The sequence below is a fragment of the Pseudanabaena sp. FACHB-1998 genome (assembly GCF_014696355.1).
Lineage (GTDB): Bacteria > Cyanobacteriota > Cyanobacteriia > Pseudanabaenales > Pseudanabaenaceae > Pseudanabaena.
Window position 1 is genome coordinate 246715 of record NZ_JACJQA010000003.1, and the last position, 15918, is coordinate 262632.

The window sequence follows — 15918 nt, forward strand, 5'->3', positions numbered from 1 at the left end:
CTTTACGGTTTTTGGTAATTTATTTTGCCCAAGCACTCATAGTATTAACTGATTGGCAGAGTAAACCAAAACCGTGAGCCGACATTTGGTTCACCAATTACGCCAATCTCCCCACCATGAGCTTGGACAATTTGACGGCAGATATATAGCCCTAAGCCAAGACTTAGCGATCGCCGATTGAGATTAGGTTGGGTCTTACCCTGTGCGTAAAGCTCAAAGAGATGTTCGCTCTGTTCGCGGGTCATTCCCACACCGTTATCTTCCACTTCGCATATCATCATATTCTGGGGACTAATCTGAGCCGAAATCTTCAGTTGAAGATTGGGTGGATTGTGTTTAATCGCGTTGGCAATCAGATTTTGAAAAACTCTGCAAATATAGACGGAATCAATGGTTACCGTTGGCAAATTATCCGTAACATTAATGACAATTTCGGTTTCTTCCTTATCTAAAAGTCCTTGGAGATCATCGATCGCCGCTTGGATAACTTCTCTAATCGCAATAGAGTGCTGACGAATTGTAATGCCATGCACATCATTAGTATGGGACTCTAGTAGGGAATTGATTAGGGCTAATTGGCGATTACTGCTTTGGCGCATTCGCGCTAGGGTTGTACGGGGCAAGGGGACATTTGGTTCATGATCTGGGGATGTCGAGGACAAATGATCTAACACCATGAGCAGTCCTGTAACAGGATTGCGGAGATCATGGGAAACTGCATGAAGGAAAATCGTTAAGGCTTCTTCGGCACGCTTACGTTCGGATATTTCCGTTTGTAATTCAAGATTTTGGAGTTCTATGGTTTGACGTTGCTTAGTGATCGTTAAATGGGTACGAATTCTGACTAAAACTTCTTCATGCTCAAAGGGCTTCGTCACATAGTCTACGGCTCCTAACGACAAGCCCCGCACCTTATCCACTGTTTCCGATAGGGCGGTCATAAAAATAACGGGAATCTTAGCGGTTTCTCGATTAGCTTTTAGCCTTTGACAGGTTTCAAATCCATCAATTCCGGGCATCATTACATCTAGGAGAATTAAATCTGGCTTGACATAGCCAATCTGCTCGATCGCACTTTCTCCATCAGTGGCTACCAACACCCTCAGTCCCACATTTCGCAGCAAGTTGACCAATACACTTAAATTAGTGGGATTATCGTCTACGACTAGCACACAGCCTTCGAGCGCATGACAGAGGTTGGAGATGGCAGAAGTCTCCACTGTTGTCCTATCGATAGTCTGATCAATGAAATTTTGCAGGCGATCGCTCATAAAGTTACGTAGCTACTAACCTAGATTATGTCAGTTATGAAACTACTTGGGGATAGGGATTATTGCTGGATTGCAAGAATTTGTAATAATATGCTGTTTTTTACATGAACTCCAAGGAAGATGGTAGAAGGTTTGCAAAGCAAACCTTCTACCATCTTCCTGACAGCGAAGCCCTTGGGTTTAAAATTGTAAATAGTTAAGCTCAACAAATCATCTATGAATATTCGCATTGGCAATGGTTATGATCTGCATCGACTCGTTAGCGATCGCCGCCTGATTTTGGGCGGAGTTGAAATTCCCTACGAAAAAGGCTTACTGGGTCATAGTGATGCTGATGTATTGACCCATGCGATTATGGATGCGATGTTGGGAGCGCTTGCCCTTGGCGATATTGGGCATTATTTCCCACCCTCTGATCCCCAATGGGCAGGAGCCGATAGCATGATGTTATTGCAACAGGTGCAGGAATTAATCGGCGCACAGGGTTGGCGAGTGAATAATCTTGATGCGATGGTTATTGCGGAAGCCCCTAAGTTAAAGCCCCACATTAAAGCAATGCGCGATCGCCTAGCTCAAGCCCTGAATTTACCGATCGATTGCGTTAGCGTCAAGGCTACGACTAATGAAGGGATGGATGCGATCGGTCAGAAAGAGGCGATCGCTGTTCATGCGGTAGTTTTATTGGTGAAATAGTATAGCCAGCACTTCAGGCTGACTATACTATTTCATGAGAATGGTTTCTAAATAAAGATAAGAAAAAAAAATGGCGATCGGGAAAAGAAGTATGCAGAAACGAACTAGGGTCAAACAATGGAAAGCCGCCATCTTGCTGCTGATCATCGGCATGTGTTCACTGCTGCTTTGGGGTTGCTCAATTAAGTCCGAAGCCCTCAAAGATCGCCTAGTTGTTCCCTTAGATAGCGATATTAAAACCTTTAATCCGATTCTAGTTAATGATGCCTATAGTGGCATTGCGATGAGCTACACCCTCACAGGACTAATTGTCGAAAATCCCCTCACCAAACAATTAGAGCCAGAACTGGCAGAGAAATGGGAATTTCAGCAAGAAGGCAAACAACTTATTTTTACAATGCGTCCAGACCTCAAATGGTCAGATGGTCAACCGCTTACCGTGGACGATGTCCTATTTACCTTTCAAGACATTATCTTTAACGAGAAGATTCCTTCAGGTAGTCGTGATGTATTAAGAATTGGGAAATCTCAAACCTTACCAAAGATTGAGAAGCTAGACGATCGCCGCATCTCCTTCTTCATGAGTGAACCTTTTGCCCCAGCCCTGCGGACTATTGGCGGCACGAGTATTTTACCTAAACATGTTTTTGCTTCTACAGTCGTAGAAAATCCCAATGACAAAAAAATTAAATTCTTAGAAACATGGACACTCAATACGCCCGTTAATCAATTAGTTGGTAATGGCGCTTACATCATGCAGGAATACCGTCCTTCCGAAAGAATTATCTACCAGCCAAATCCCTACTATTGGAAAAAAGGAACTCCTAAGATTGAAAAATTTGTGATGCAAGTTGTGGAATCTCCTGATACCGCCCTACTGCGGTTCCGTTCAGGGGATTTAGATATGTATCGGCTCCGAGGAGAGGACTATCAATTATTAAAGCGTTTTGAACAACGCGATCGCTACAAAATTTATAATGCTGGGCCCGCGACAGGTCAGTCCTTTATTATGTTTAACCTTAATAAGGGACGAGATCCTAAAACCAATCAGCCCTTTGTCGATCCGATTAAATCGAAATGGTTTAACGATGTTAATTTTCGTCGAGCAGTCGCCCATGCCTTGAATCGGGAAGCAATGATTACGAATTTGTCCAGAGGATTAGCACAAACGCAAAACTCGCCCGTCTCTATTGGTAGTCCCTATTACCTTTCACCAGAGCAAGGGCTAAAAGCCTATGACTACCTGCCCGAAAAATCTAAGGAAATTTTATTGAAGGCTGGCTATAAATACAATTCTGAGCAGCAACTCCTTGATTCCGAAGAAAATCTTGTTCGATTTACTTTATTGACTCCTGCGGGTGGAAGAGTTCTCTTAGGCGCACAGATTAAAAACGATTTAGAAAAAATCGGGATGAAAATTGATTTTAACCCTGTGGAATTTCGGATTATCTCCGATAAACTGAATAACTCTAAACAATGGGATGCCACGATCCTCGGCTTTACGGGTGGCGCAGAACCAAACAGTTCCATTAATCTCTGGGCTACCGATGGAGATTCCCATTTATTTAACAAGGGTAATGTAGGCGAAGAAAAGCCTTTTATTGGGCGTGAAGTTGCGGATTGGGAACAAAAAATTCATGATCTGATGATTAAGGGAGCGCAAGAGTTAGACGAAACTAAGCGCAAAGTGATTTACGCAGAGTATCAACAACTAGTACAGGAGCAACTGCCACTAATTCATTTAACCGTTCCTTTATATCTTGTTGCGGTGCGCGATCGCATTGAAAATGCTATACCCTCAGCCTTGGCTGGTAGTACGGGCGTAACAGGCGCTTTGTGGAATGTCGAGCAGTTAAAATTAAAGTCTTAAAGTAATACCTATAGAAGTTGTCATTTTGCCTACGGCAAAATGACAATTCAAAAACTTTATTTGGGACTTTTATGAAACATCCAAGCCTAGAAAAACTTTTCTACTCCAGTCTAGTTACGGAACATATAGTTCCTGAAGGAAAGGATGCCGAATTTAAACATTGGTATCAACTACTTGTAGAAGACGCTAAGCAATGCCAAGGTTTTCTTTGCTGCGACCTCTGCCCACCACTTGTTTGTAAAGATCCCGTAGTCAAGTGGTACTACATTATTCATTTTGATTCGCCAAATCACCTCAATAAATGGATGGAATCAAGCGATCGCCTCAAATTATTAAAATCTGGTCAGGATATTTTTTACGCCTATCGCTTCAAATCTTTCACCACAGGTTTAGAAGGTTGGTTTTCGATGCAATCAGGTAATGCTGAATATGCAGGGCTGGGACCCTCCCGATGGAAACAAATTCTTGCAGTAGTTCTAGGGCTTTATCCGATAGTTATGTTGCAATCCCTTATTTTTTCCCGTTTAGGAATCATGCAATCTTGGTCATTGGCGAATTCGATGATTGTTAACAACCTAATCACTTCCACGATTTTAAGCTTAGTAGTAATGCCTTTTATATCAAAGAGACTAAGATTTTGGCTCAAGCCTGCTTATCTGCCAATATCGCTAAAGACTAATATCTTTGGTAGTGCTGTTGTAATAACGTTAATGGGAATTATGCTGATTCTTTTTGGAATAATTTCTCCCGTTAATACCAATTAGCCCGTACAAACCAAAACCAAGAAGCGCCGAAACTCGCTTCTTGGTTTTGGTTTGTACTAATGCAAGTGACAACACTTATCATTCACTTTTTGGGAGATAAAACAATTGACTCCTCTTCATGATTTGGTAATAGCCAACTCAGCAGAATAGCTGTCAAACCTCCAGTGGAAATTGATGAGCCAAAAAGATTTTGAAAGATTGGTGGCTTATTAACAAAAACTTCAGGTACAAATATTACGCCCAATCCTAAGCCTAGAGACACTGCCACAATAATCATCGAACGACGATCAATTCCCGCAGATACGATAATATTTAACCCCGCAACCGCGATCGAGCCAAACATGACTAAGGTAGCTCCGCCCAATACTGGCTGGGGAATAGTTTGGAAGATGCCACCCACAAAGGGCAATAGACCGAGAATCATAAAAATCCCTGCGACATAAAAACCTACATAACGACTACCAACACCAGTCATTTGAATTACGCCATTGTTTTGGCTAAAGGTAGTCGTGGGGAAGGTATTGAATGCGGCGGCAATCAGAGAGTTGATGCCATCACCTAAAACACCGCCCTTAATGCGACGAAGATATACGCCACCTGTGAGAGGCTGACCCGATACCGATGAAGTTGCCGTCAAATCACCCACAGTTTCGATCGCTGTTAATAGATAAATTAAAATAATCGGCAAAAATGATGTCAAATCAAAACTAATCCCATAACGAAAGGGAACGGGTATTCTAAATAACGGCTGTTGACTTAGAGAACTGAAGTTTACAAGACCCAGCAAGATAGAAATAATAAAGCCAATAGTTAACCCGATCGCGATCGCGCCCATGCGTAAAAAGCGATTTTTAGAAAGCGTCAGCATAATTACAATTAGTAAAACAGTGCCGCCAAGGACAAGATTTTGCGTACTTCCAAAAGAACCATTATTCTTTTCTAAAGCAACTATTCCTCCCGCAAGGCTGATAATTCCTGTTTTGATTAATCCTAAACCGATAATCATCACCACAGTTCCTGAAACTACAGGAGTAATTATTTTATCGAGGAGATGCAAAAAACGGCTTAAGATAATTTCGACAAAAGCCCCAAACAAGCAAACTCCAAAAATTAAACCTAAGGCTTGTTCAGGTGTGCTTCCGCCTTGCAGAGCCACTGTTCCAACTCCCAAAATAGGTCCTAAAAAAGCAAAACTAGTACCTTGCAGACTTAGCAGCCCCGACCCAATCGGTCCAATTTTTTTGCATTGAATATAGGTTCCAATACCCGAAACAAAAAGCGACATGCTAATTAAATAGCTGGTATTGGCGGCATCTAGCCCTAAACTGCTACAAATAAGGATGGGAGGAGTAATAATCCCCACAAAAGCAGCCAAAACATGTTGAAAAGCGACAAAAATAGATTCTGCAATTGGTGGATGATCATTCAAGCCATAAATTAGTCCAGATTTTACTATTTCGGATGCCTCGCTAACCTCAACCTCATCACTAGCACTTAAATCTATATTGGCTTGCATATATTGATATTTTAATTGCTTTAAATATTTGTGTATACTGTATACATCTAGATTTATTAATTCCGCTAGAATAAATACAAAAGATAAAAATCAGTCTTATATAACAACCCTAAATAATTTAAGAGAGTACAGTCCTTCGGACTGTACTCTCTTAAATTATTTAATTTCATCAATGCAAAGATGACTACTCATCTTTTCTTTCTAGCGATCGCCACCAGCGACTGAGCGGAAAATAAATTGCTGGCGACCATAGACTGCTGAGAATCGCGGAACTGAGAGCAATTCTTTGCTGTAAAGTCCACACATTATCCATACTTGCGCCCATGGCAGTTAGTTGGATGGCGTGCATCGTCTCCACAATTACCGCCATACCAAACACAATCAGCGCGATCGAAATAAAATCCTCTTGCATATATCGCTGTTTTTGGAGCAAAGCAGTTAAACCACCAGCGATCGCTAAGCCTAAAGCATGGGTCGGAGAAGTTCGTACTGCTGCAAAAGTCATACTATCTTGCAAAAGTCCCAGTCCTATTCCTGCCATGGTCGCCAAGATTACAGGACGATTAACACTCCATGTCACCAACCAAATCAATAACCAATTGGGCGCAATTCCCGCCAAAGTCATTCCCGGAAATCGCGTATACATCGCCAACACACAAACAAATAGCGAACCACCTGTTACAGACCAGTTCACCACTTTTGTCGCTAGAGACACCTTGCGATCGAGCATTTAGCGCTTCTCTTGAAAAGGATATACCTTTACATATTCTAATAAACCCAGAGGGGTCGAAAACTCGACGATCGCCTCAGGAGAAGGTTGCTTATCTAAATTAATTGACTTGATCCTACCGACAGGAACACTTTCAGGAAACAAAGTGCTGAACTGCGAAGTATGGACAATATCCCCGATCTTAACGTCAGGATCACGCTCAAAAAACTCTAAAGTAGCAGTATTTTGGCTTTGCCCCTTTAGCATTCCCGTAAAGCGACTCCGACTAACGACTACCCCCACTTGACTATTAGGATCGCTAATTAACAAAATTTGACTGCTATTAGGAGAAACATGGGTGACACGCCCAACTAAGCCCCCGGGAGCGACAGCGACCGAGCCAGCTTTGATGCCGTCATTACTGCCCTTACCAATTAAGATTTGATTCCACCAAGAATCAGCACCACGACCAATTACTACAGCCCAAACGCCAGAATCGGTGGGGCTAACTTTTACCTTTAAAAGCTCCTTCATCTGCTGGTTTTGAGATTCTAGCTCAGTCAATCGGTAGCGCAGTTCCCGTACTTGAGCATCTTGCAATAACTCTTGCTTAGATACACTTGCCTGAAAAGGGCGACTAAAAAATTGATAAGTTTCCATAATTGCAACACCATTGGTTTGGCGAATAAACCAAGCCAAACCAAGCCCCGTTGCAACGATAGCAGTCTGGAAACTATAACGCTCCCACCAACTACGAATTGAATCCATGAAAAACTTACCTATAAATTTTTCAAGCGACTGGTGAGTACACGACCAAGATTTTTGTAGTCTTCGAGTACTCGACCCGCACCAATCACCACACAATTAAGTGGTGCTGGAGCAATGTGCGTGACAATGCCTGTCTCATGGCTAATCAGGGTATCGATACCATTGAGTAAAGCACCACCACCAGCCAACATAATGCCGCGATCGATAATATCGGCAGCAAGTTCAGGAGGAGTCCGTTCTAAGGTTCTCTTTACGGCTTCGATGATTACCGAAAGTGGCTCACTCATACTTTCTCGAATTTCTGAAGACTTAACGGTAACGGTGCGGGGCAAACCTGACAATAGGTGTAAACCTCTCACTTCCATTGAAGTTTCTTCTTTAATTGGATAGGCTGAGCCAATTTTGATTTTGATTTCTTCAGAAGTGCGTTCCCCAACTACGAGGTTATGAACGGTCTTCATGTACTTCATGATGGCTTCGCTGAGTTCATCACCTGCCACACGTACAGACTCACTCAATACAATGCCTTGTAAGCTCATAACCGCAACTTCGGTCGTCCCACCGCCGATGTCAATGATCATGTTACCCGTAGCTTCGGTTACAGGCAGCCCTGCCCCGATCGCTGCGGCAATGGGTTCGTCAATGGGGTAAACTTCGCTCGCACCAGCACGACGCGCCGCATCCATGACGGCTCGCCATTCTACGCCTGTAACGCCACTAGGAATGCCGATCGCAATGCGAGGATTAAATACTCCTTTTTTGACTTTTTGAATAAATGCTCTAAGCATTAATTCCGCAGAGTCAAAATCTGCTATTACTCCGTCTTTGAGGGGACGCACCGCAATAATGTCACCAGGGGTGCGCCCGATCATTTTGTTTGCCTCATCTCCAACTGCGTAGGCAGTCTTATCTCGTTGATCGATCGCAACAACTGATGGCTCTTGCAACACGATACCTTCCCCAGACACATATATAAGTGTGTTGGCAGTACCGAGGTCAATGCCGATGTCTTTTGTAAAATGGCGTAATAAACCCACAGTAAACTCTTCCAGTGGTCAAACTAGCTATATCGCCTTTAAATTTTATTACGATTGTTGTCATTTAGTCTAGTCTTAACCACTATTCCCTGAAGCCGATACTTTAGGAGGGTGATATTTAAGTGCTTGTACAAAATAAATTACCAAGACCCGTAAAGTTGCGCCCTGTAGGGGCGCAACTTTACGGGTCTTGATTTGGAATTAATTAAGCCTACTCCCTTCCCAGCCTAAAAATAGACATTAAAACCCAAGAATTTAGCTATGCGGCGCGAAGCCCCACCTAGCTAATTCTTGGGTGGGAAGGGAGTAGCTACTTACTTTGTGAGGTTTTTAGGTTTAATGCAGTGGCAAGGCTATTTTTTAAATCTAAAAACCTTGGATTGGTTTGTTGCGATATGATTAAGATACATAACAATTATTAACAATTAACTATTATCCAATGAGTGATTGGCTAGAACATACCGTACAAACCGAAGTAAGTATTCCTGTGGAATATGCATGGTCGTTGTGGTCAGATTTAAGCGCCATGCCCCGTTGGATGAAGTGGATTGACTCTGTAGTAATCACTGATGATCCTGAAATATCGGCTTGGAAGCTTGGCACGAACGGCTTAACCTTTACTTGGAAATCTCGGATTCTCAAACAAATTCCCAATCAGATTATGCAATGGGAGTCGATTGGGGGCTTACCTAATCGCGGAGCTATTCGCTTTTACGGTCGCCCTAATCAAACTACTATCGTGAAGCTAAGTATTGCCTATGCCATTCCTGCGATCGGGCAGCTAATGGATAATTTATTTTTAGGAAAGATTGTTGAGACTACTTTGCAAGAGGATTTAGACCGATTTAAAGTTTATGCCCAAGAGGACTTTGCAAAAGCAAGCTAAGCAGAAAAATTTTTTAAAAGTTTGATAATCCCAAAAAGAAAAGGATTTATATTGCAAGGATCGGCGGCGCGAAGCGCCGCCGATCCTTGCCTATTTAGGATTATTAAAAGATAGATCTTTGTCCTTCGGGACTAACTCCAATAATTGTGAGTTGACAGTCTAGAACTGAGAAACCATATTTATCTGCAACTTTTTTACTAATCGTTAGGATTTGATCGTTCTTAAATTCAATCACTCGATTGGTCTTGACACAGACAAGATGGTGATGATGATGGGGTCTGGGCTGATTAATTTCGTAATGTTTATGATCTTCGGTAAGTTCTAATTCCCGTAAAATTCCCATCCGTGCCATCATTTTTACAGTGCGATAGATAGTGGATAGGCTAATATTTTCACCTTGAGTTTTCAATCTTTCATATAGATCTTCAGCGCTTAAATGCTCGCCTTCGGGGAGAGTTTGGAATGTATTTAGAATCACCTCGCGTTGCGGAGTCATCCGACAACCCTTTGAATTGAGTTCAGCTTTGAGGGATTCAGGTGAATAGGTGGTCTCCACGGAAGTCATAGCATTATCAATAACGATAGCTTCTTGAGAATAGCATAATTAAAAGCAGTGCTAAGCAATGCTTTTAATTAGCTAGGCATAATTAATTACAAACCAAAACCCATAAAGTTGCGCCCCGACGGGGCGCAACTTTATGGGTTTTGGGAATTTATTTTGCACAAGCACTTAATTAGTGAACAGCCTGTAAAACTACGGCGTACAATGCGCGGGTGACCCAGTTTTGCAGTGTAGCTACTTATGCTATGGTTAAAAATCTCTGTAAATTAAAGTAATTAGCCATGCCATCGTTGCCCCGTGCGATTATTCATCGTAAAAAAGTCGATGCGGTTCAGCGTTTTCATCCTTGGATTTTTTCGGGTGCGATCGCTAAACTCCAAGGTGAAGTCCATGATGGCGATTTGGTCGAAGCCTATAGCGAGGATGGCAAATTTTTGGCGATCGGCTTATGGGGCTTGGGTAGCATTGCGATTAAGGTGCTATCGTTTCAGCCTGTGGAGTCGATGCAAAGCTTACTGCGCGATCGCCTGAAGCAAGCTTTTATTTTGAGAAAGCAATTAGGTTTAATTGATAATCCAGAAACCAATTGCTATCGGTTAATTAATTCGGAAGGGGATGGCTTAGCAGGATTAATTATTGATATTTATGGTGATACGGCGGTTTTGCAATGCCATTCCTTAGGAACTTATCGCTATCGTCAAGATATTGCGGAGATTTTGAAGGAAATTTATGATCAACAGGCGGGCGATCGCTTGCAAGCAGTTTATGACAAAAGCTCAGCGACGCTTTCGCGCAAATCACAAGCTCAGTCTCAGGATGGTTTATTGATTGGCGAGAAATCGGCTGATAGTGCGGAAGTTTTGGAATATGGACATCGCTTTATTGTGGATTGGGAAAAAGGTCAGAAAACAGGCTTTTTCTTGGATCAAAGAGAAAATCGGCGGTTGTTTGGCAAGTATGCGGCTGGGAAAAAAGTTTTAAATACCTTCTGCTATTCGGGCGGCTTCTCGGTTTATGCGATCGCGGCAGGGGCAAAGGAAGTGCATTCGATCGATAGTTCGGCGAAGGCGATGGAATGGACGGATCGGAATATTGCGGCAAATTTCGACAGCGATCGCCAAGCTATTCATCAATCCTTTACGGGTGATGTCTTTGATTTTTTAAAGCAATGCGACTCTGATTATGAGGCGATCGTGCTTGATCCTCCTGCTTTTGCGAAGAGTCTATCCGCGAGGCATTCGGCAATGCAAGCTTATAAGCGCTTAAATTTACAGGCGATGGCAAAATTAAAAAGTGGTGGATTGCTGTTTACTTTTTCCTGCTCGCAGGTGGTGAATGTGGAGAATTTCACAGGCGCAGTGACGGCGGCGGCGATCGAGTCAGGACGGACTATTCGCATTTTGGATCATCTCCATCATCCTGCTGATCATCCTACAAGTATTTTTCATCCTGAAGGGGCTTATCTGAAGGGATTAGTTTTAAGCGTAATTTAATCGAGAGAGCATCTCACTTGGGAACATTTGATGAAGGCAAGGGGCTTAAGCCCCTTGCCTTCATCAAATTAGTAGTACATAGCAAATTTGGAAAAAGCCTGCAAAGCAGGCTTTTTCCAAATTTGCTTGGGTTTTAAGATCTAGCAATGTAAGTTTTGTTTAGGACATAAAACTCCCAAAAGCGAGTTGCGGCGCTTCGCGCCGCAACTCGCTTTTGGGGTTTTGGTTGGTACGGGCTAACTTTTGCTTTGCTATAGCTCTCTATGTATTTAATCTATAGTTGTAATTGATTTAAATCAATCATTAGAAATATCAAAATGGAATAGTCTCACTTTGGCGGCGACACGGTTTTGCCAAGCCCAGAACAAAGAGCTTAATTCCCTTGCCTTTATCAAATGTTCCACAGTTAAATGATCTCTATCAAAATCATCTTAAACAAACCTTAATCACAGCTAAGTAATCTATTCCATAGCAATATTACTTTGGAGTGATTTTCAAGATTTTCTAATTATTTAATATTTAAACTTAAATATAGCAATTTTATTTCATTTGTGAGAAAAGCAAGGGGCTTAAGATAATTGTTAATAAGCTTCTGTTTCACAGGAATTATTTAGGATTGCTATAGTTATAATTAATAAATGAGCAACATAATCTCACAATCTGAACATTTTTCTTGGGGAGAATTGTGTTTAATGGAAAAACAGTTTTAGCCTTAAAAAATCAGCAAAGCCTATAAACTCTATAAATCTAGTTTATAGAGTTTATATATTTTAAGACTAAGTTTATAAGACTGTTTTTCTAAAATTATTACTAGTTCTATAATCTCCTAAATTTATGTTAAATGTCATCCAATAAAATGATATTTTTAATTTAACTTCAATTAAAATGATGTGCTTAATCGGAATTTACAGGAGTTAATTAGAGAGGTTCATGAATATTGAAGAAGGGACATCCCTTATATTGACTACCTGCCAAAATTATGAAGTACCGCTAGATTACTTAGATCGACAATTACTGATTGGGGCTTTAAATGGGTTAACTGTAGAAAAAATTTATTTGGAATACGATCTTAAAAGTGCCTGTACTATTGGATATTTAAAAACTAACCGATCGCCTAAGTTTTGGAAAAAACTAAATAATCTTTTTCAGTCTATAGGATTAATTTCTTCCGTAGATAGGTTGGGTCGTTCAAATATTTGGTCATATACTCTTTCATTACAAAAAAGAATTCAAGATAACACTTTATCTTTTACTTATGAGCGTATTTGGGATCGCCCGATTCCTGAGGAAAAAAGCGATCGCTTTAAAGTAATTAATGATTCTTCACTTACTAGGAATCAATCAAAATCATCGGTTCCAACTAGTAGAGAGTTGCCTGAATTGTTGGAATTTTATGGTCGAGAAGCCGAACTTCAGCAACTTCAAGAATGGATTGTGCAAGAAAAAAGTAGAATTGCAGCGTTAATCGGCATTGGTGGAGTTGGCAAAAAATCTTTAGCTTATAAATTAATTGAAGAAATTCAAGGCAATAATCCAGAAAATGCTTTTACGAATATTGTGTGGCGATCGCTACGCCATGCCCCACCAATTCAAGAGCTTTTGAGCGATGTGATTACCGATATTTGCGATGATGCAAATGTCCCAGTGATTAAAAATGTTGATCGAGGCATTTCTCAATTACTCAGCTTGTTGAGATCGCAACGTTGTTTATTAGTGCTGGATGATTGGGAAGTTGTGTTAGATCGCAATCGTACAGGGGTTTATCAGCGTGAACATAGCGATTATGGAGAGCTATTAAGATCGGTAGCCACCAATGAACACAACAGTTGCTGCATCATTATCAGCCGCGAGATGCCTATTGAAATTGTCAAGAAGGAAAAACTAGCTAATTCTGTTTATCGAGTTTTACCTCTTAAGGGGCTGGATGTGAATGCAGCAAGTCAGATTTTGATATCTAGAGGAATCGATCCCCAAACTCCAAAATTATTTGACTTAGTCCAGCATTATCAATGCCATCCTTTTGCCTTGCAAATTGTCGCTAATATTGTGCAAGAGCAGTTTAATGGCAATATTGCCAGCCTTTTACGTTCGAGTACTGTTGTCCTCGATGATGCTCTCCAAGATCTTTTAGACGAGCAGTTTGAGCGCTTACAACCGACAGAAATACAGGTTATTTATTGGTTGGCGATCGCCTCTCGACCAGTTACGCAAGAGCAAATTCATAGTTGGTTAAGCGATCAACCTCCGCGCTCAGTTACGATTTCTACTTTAGAATCCCTCAGGCGGCGATCGCTACTCCAGATTGTGGATATAGAACTCGCGAATTTATTACCAGCGGGAGAAGAGCCTTACCCAGCTATTGGCTATACCTTAGAGCCTGTGGTAATGAAATATGTGTTGGGAAGATTTATCGAGCAGATTTGCCAAAATATTTTGTCACTTCTATCAACTAAGCAAATCGAGCGATCGGGACTGCTATGTAGTCATTCAATTTTGCAAGCAGAATCTCCTGAAGAAATTCAACTAATTCAGAAAAGACTCTTAATCTCGCGGATTCGGGCAGTTCTCGGTAGTCGCTGGTTTAGTCAAGAGGTCTTGTTAGCAAATTGTCGTGAACTTTTGCAAATGTATGAAAATAGCACTTTGATCACTTTGTGTTATGCAGTCCATAATTTGCAGCTGATTATGGATATGGAAATTTCTTAAAGAAGCAATTTTTGGGGTTGCGGCGATGCCGCAACCCCAAAAATTGGGCGTTAATATACTTGACGGACTTTACAAATTCCTACCCCCCTCAGTCCCCCCTTGGAAGGGAGGAAGTCTGAGTTCTCCCCCTTGAAAGGGGGAGTTAGAGGGGGTTCTAGATATTTGGTGTTCAAGTATATGAATGCCAAAAATTGCTTATTTTAAGGGCTTTAAAAACCAAATCCAGTAAGGTTTTTCAAAACTAAAAATGGCGTAGCCATTTTTTAGTTTGCGTATTACTTTTTGGCGATCGCCTCAAAACTAAAAGTTGGGCTTATGATCTAGGGTAGGTTTTGGCTGTACATAGGTATACGAAAATTTATGTTTAATGCAACTGAGCTACTGATTAATAACTTTGTCGAGCAATTAAAACTAGGATATCGCCGAACCTATGGCGGCTATATGCATGACTATGAAGATATTATCGGTTGGGCTGGCAATATGGCTCTCGAAAATATCGCCAATAGTGATGCCCTCTACCACAATGTGGAACATACGATATTAGTGACATTGGTAGGTCAGGAAATTTTGCGCGGTAAGCATATTCGGGAAGGCAGAGTATCTCCCGAAGATTGGTTGCATTACATTATTTCTTTGGTATGCCATGACATTGGCTACGTTAAGGGCGTATGTCTTCAGGATGGCAATGGCAAATATGCCACAGGTATCGGTGATGCGATGGTGGAGCTACCCCCCGGAGCCTCGGATGCGGGTTTAACGCCTTACCATGTCGATCGCGCTAAGTTATTTGTCAATCAGCGTTTCGCCAATCATGCCCTCATTAAAGCCGAAAAAGTTTGCCGCAATATTGAGCTAACTCGATTTCCTGTGCCGAAAACTGGAGATCATCAAGAAACCACCAATTTTGCGGGACTGGTGCGATCGGCGGATTTAATTGGACAGCTTAGCGATCCCCGCTATCTCAAAAAGATTGGCGCATTGTTTTATGAATTTGAAGAGACAGGCGTTAATGCTGCTCTCGGATACGCCCACCCCGGAGATTTGCGCCGCAATTATCCTAAGTTTTATTGGACAAACGTTTATCCCTTCGTCAAGGATGCTTTGTATTATCTATCTCTGACCCAACAGGGACAAGAAATCGTAGCTCACCTGTATTCCAACGTTTTTGTAGTTGAGCATGAAAAGCCCGAATACCAAGCATAGAGAGACTGAACCAAACCCTAAATTGTAATGGCGATCGCTAAGAGAAAACCCAATTTAACTTGCATTCTCATTTGCCAAAATTCACACTGTTGGCAGAGTGGCGGCCAAAAGATTTATCAAATTTTGGAAGCAGAATTAAGCGATCGCGGACTTAGCGATCGCCTCCAGATCCAAAAAACGGGTTGCCAAAAGCAATGCCATCAAGCGCCTAATTTAGTTTTTATGCCCATGAACTTGCGCCAAAGTCACGTCCAATCTGTACAAGTAATTGGGCTGCTAGATCGCTACTTTCTCGACTATTAGGGCTTTGCCACAAAATAAAGAACCAGACTTTCGATGGTGAGGCTGAGCCTCACCATCGAAAGTCTGATTCTTTATTCAGCTTCTTCGGCACTTAACAAGAGCCATCGCTATAGCAGCAACTATTTGCAGTAATATAT

14 protein-coding genes are annotated in these 15918 nt (G+C 41.6%); 8 read left to right on the forward strand and 6 right to left on the reverse strand.

What is annotated here, in order from left to right:
- Positions 1-44 precede the first annotated feature (44 nt).
- A complete protein-coding gene (locus H6F42_RS01560) occupies positions 45-1271 on the reverse strand; it encodes a hybrid sensor histidine kinase/response regulator (protein ID WP_190397588.1) in 1227 nt (408 codons plus the stop codon).
- Between the two features lie 216 nt (positions 1272-1487).
- On the opposite strand from H6F42_RS01560, the gene ispF reads away from it, so the two are divergent.
- The 3 genes from ispF to H6F42_RS01575 all read left to right on the forward strand — a co-directional run bounded on the left by ispF (position 1488) and on the right by H6F42_RS01575 (position 4598).
- A complete protein-coding gene (gene ispF, locus H6F42_RS01565; protein ID WP_190397589.1) occupies positions 1488-1964 on the forward strand; it encodes a 2-C-methyl-D-erythritol 2,4-cyclodiphosphate synthase in 477 nt (158 codons plus the stop codon).
- 91 nt (positions 1965-2055) lie between these two features.
- Entirely contained in the window at positions 2056-3834 is a 1779-nt protein-coding gene (locus H6F42_RS01570; RefSeq protein ID WP_190397590.1) for an ABC transporter substrate-binding protein, read from the forward strand.
- Positions 3835-3905: 71 nt separating this feature from the next.
- Positions 3906-4598, forward strand: a complete 693-nt coding sequence (locus tag H6F42_RS01575; RefSeq protein ID WP_190397591.1) for a hypothetical protein — start codon at positions 3906-3908, stop codon at positions 4596-4598.
- Between the two features lie 82 nt (positions 4599-4680).
- On the opposite strand, the gene H6F42_RS01580 is transcribed toward H6F42_RS01575, so the two are convergent.
- The 4 genes from H6F42_RS01580 to H6F42_RS01595 form a co-directional block, all read right to left on the reverse strand.
- On the reverse strand, positions 4681-6114 hold the full coding sequence (locus H6F42_RS01580; protein WP_190397592.1) for a nucleobase:cation symporter-2 family protein: 1434 nt from the start codon (positions 6112-6114) through the stop codon (positions 4681-4683).
- A gap of 184 nt (positions 6115-6298) precedes the next feature.
- Entirely contained in the window at positions 6299-6844 is a 546-nt protein-coding gene (mreD, locus tag H6F42_RS01585; RefSeq protein ID WP_190397593.1) for a rod shape-determining protein MreD, read from the reverse strand.
- Positions 6845-7591, reverse strand: a complete 747-nt coding sequence (gene mreC / locus H6F42_RS01590) for a rod shape-determining protein MreC (RefSeq protein WP_190397594.1) — start codon at positions 7589-7591, stop codon at positions 6845-6847. It lies immediately after the preceding gene.
- 11 nt (positions 7592-7602) lie between these two features.
- Positions 7603-8628, reverse strand: a complete 1026-nt coding sequence (locus tag H6F42_RS01595) for a rod shape-determining protein MreB (protein WP_190397595.1) — start codon at positions 8626-8628, stop codon at positions 7603-7605.
- A gap of 439 nt (positions 8629-9067) precedes the next feature.
- On the opposite strand from H6F42_RS01595, the gene H6F42_RS01600 reads away from it, so the two are divergent.
- Positions 9068-9514, forward strand: coding sequence for an SRPBCC family protein (locus H6F42_RS01600; RefSeq protein WP_190397596.1), 447 nt, complete (start codon positions 9068-9070; stop codon positions 9512-9514).
- 103 nt (positions 9515-9617) lie between these two features.
- On the opposite strand, the gene H6F42_RS01605 is transcribed toward H6F42_RS01600, so the two are convergent.
- Entirely contained in the window at positions 9618-10079 is a 462-nt protein-coding gene (locus H6F42_RS01605) for a transcriptional repressor (RefSeq protein ID WP_190397597.1), read from the reverse strand.
- Positions 10080-10357: 278 nt separating this feature from the next.
- Between H6F42_RS01605 and H6F42_RS01610 the strand changes: the two genes are divergently transcribed.
- From H6F42_RS01610 to H6F42_RS01625, 4 genes are all read left to right on the forward strand, one after another.
- The gene (locus tag H6F42_RS01610) at positions 10358-11569 is read left to right on the forward strand and encodes a class I SAM-dependent rRNA methyltransferase (protein ID WP_190397598.1); all 1212 of its coding nucleotides are present in this window, start codon (positions 10358-10360) and stop codon (positions 11567-11569) included.
- A 930-nt stretch (positions 11570-12499) separates the two neighbouring features.
- Entirely contained in the window at positions 12500-14275 is a 1776-nt protein-coding gene (locus H6F42_RS01615) for an NB-ARC domain-containing protein (protein WP_190397599.1), read from the forward strand.
- Positions 14276-14635: 360 nt separating this feature from the next.
- Positions 14636-15478 carry an Npun_R2479 family HD domain-containing metalloprotein gene (locus tag H6F42_RS01620; protein ID WP_190397600.1) on the forward strand — a complete coding sequence of 281 codons (843 nt, stop codon included), beginning with the start codon at positions 14636-14638 and terminating at the stop codon, positions 15476-15478.
- Between the two features lie 123 nt (positions 15479-15601).
- Positions 15602-15781, forward strand: coding sequence for a (2Fe-2S) ferredoxin domain-containing protein (locus tag H6F42_RS01625; protein WP_190397601.1), 180 nt, complete (start codon positions 15602-15604; stop codon positions 15779-15781).
- Positions 15782-15918: the final 137 nt, after the last annotated feature.

Bases quoted from the DNA above. Each gene is read 5' to 3' on its own strand.
- H6F42_RS01570 (WP_190397590.1), top strand. From the start codon at position 2,056: ATGCAGAAACGAACTAGGGTCAAACAATGGAAAGCCGCCATCTTGCTG.
- H6F42_RS01600 (WP_190397596.1), top strand. From the start codon at position 9,068: ATGAGTGATTGGCTAGAACATACCGTACAAACCGAAGTAAGTATTCCT.
- H6F42_RS01560 (WP_190397588.1), bottom strand. From the start codon at position 1,271: ATGAGCGATCGCCTGCAAAATTTCATTGATCAGACTATCGATAGGACA.
- mreC (WP_190397594.1), bottom strand. From the start codon at position 7,591: ATGGATTCAATTCGTAGTTGGTGGGAGCGTTATAGTTTCCAGACTGCT.
- H6F42_RS01575 (WP_190397591.1), top strand. From the start codon at position 3,906: ATGAAACATCCAAGCCTAGAAAAACTTTTCTACTCCAGTCTAGTTACG.
- H6F42_RS01620 (WP_190397600.1), top strand. From the start codon at position 14,636: ATGTTTAATGCAACTGAGCTACTGATTAATAACTTTGTCGAGCAATTA.
- mreD (WP_190397593.1), bottom strand. From the start codon at position 6,844: ATGCTCGATCGCAAGGTGTCTCTAGCGACAAAAGTGGTGAACTGGTCT.
- ispF (WP_190397589.1), top strand. From the start codon at position 1,488: ATGAATATTCGCATTGGCAATGGTTATGATCTGCATCGACTCGTTAGC.
- H6F42_RS01610 (WP_190397598.1), top strand. From the start codon at position 10,358: ATGCCATCGTTGCCCCGTGCGATTATTCATCGTAAAAAAGTCGATGCG.
- H6F42_RS01580 (WP_190397592.1), bottom strand. From the start codon at position 6,114: ATGCAAGCCAATATAGATTTAAGTGCTAGTGATGAGGTTGAGGTTAGC.
- H6F42_RS01605 (WP_190397597.1), bottom strand. From the start codon at position 10,079: ATGACTTCCGTGGAGACCACCTATTCACCTGAATCCCTCAAAGCTGAA.
- H6F42_RS01615 (WP_190397599.1), top strand. From the start codon at position 12,500: ATGAATATTGAAGAAGGGACATCCCTTATATTGACTACCTGCCAAAAT.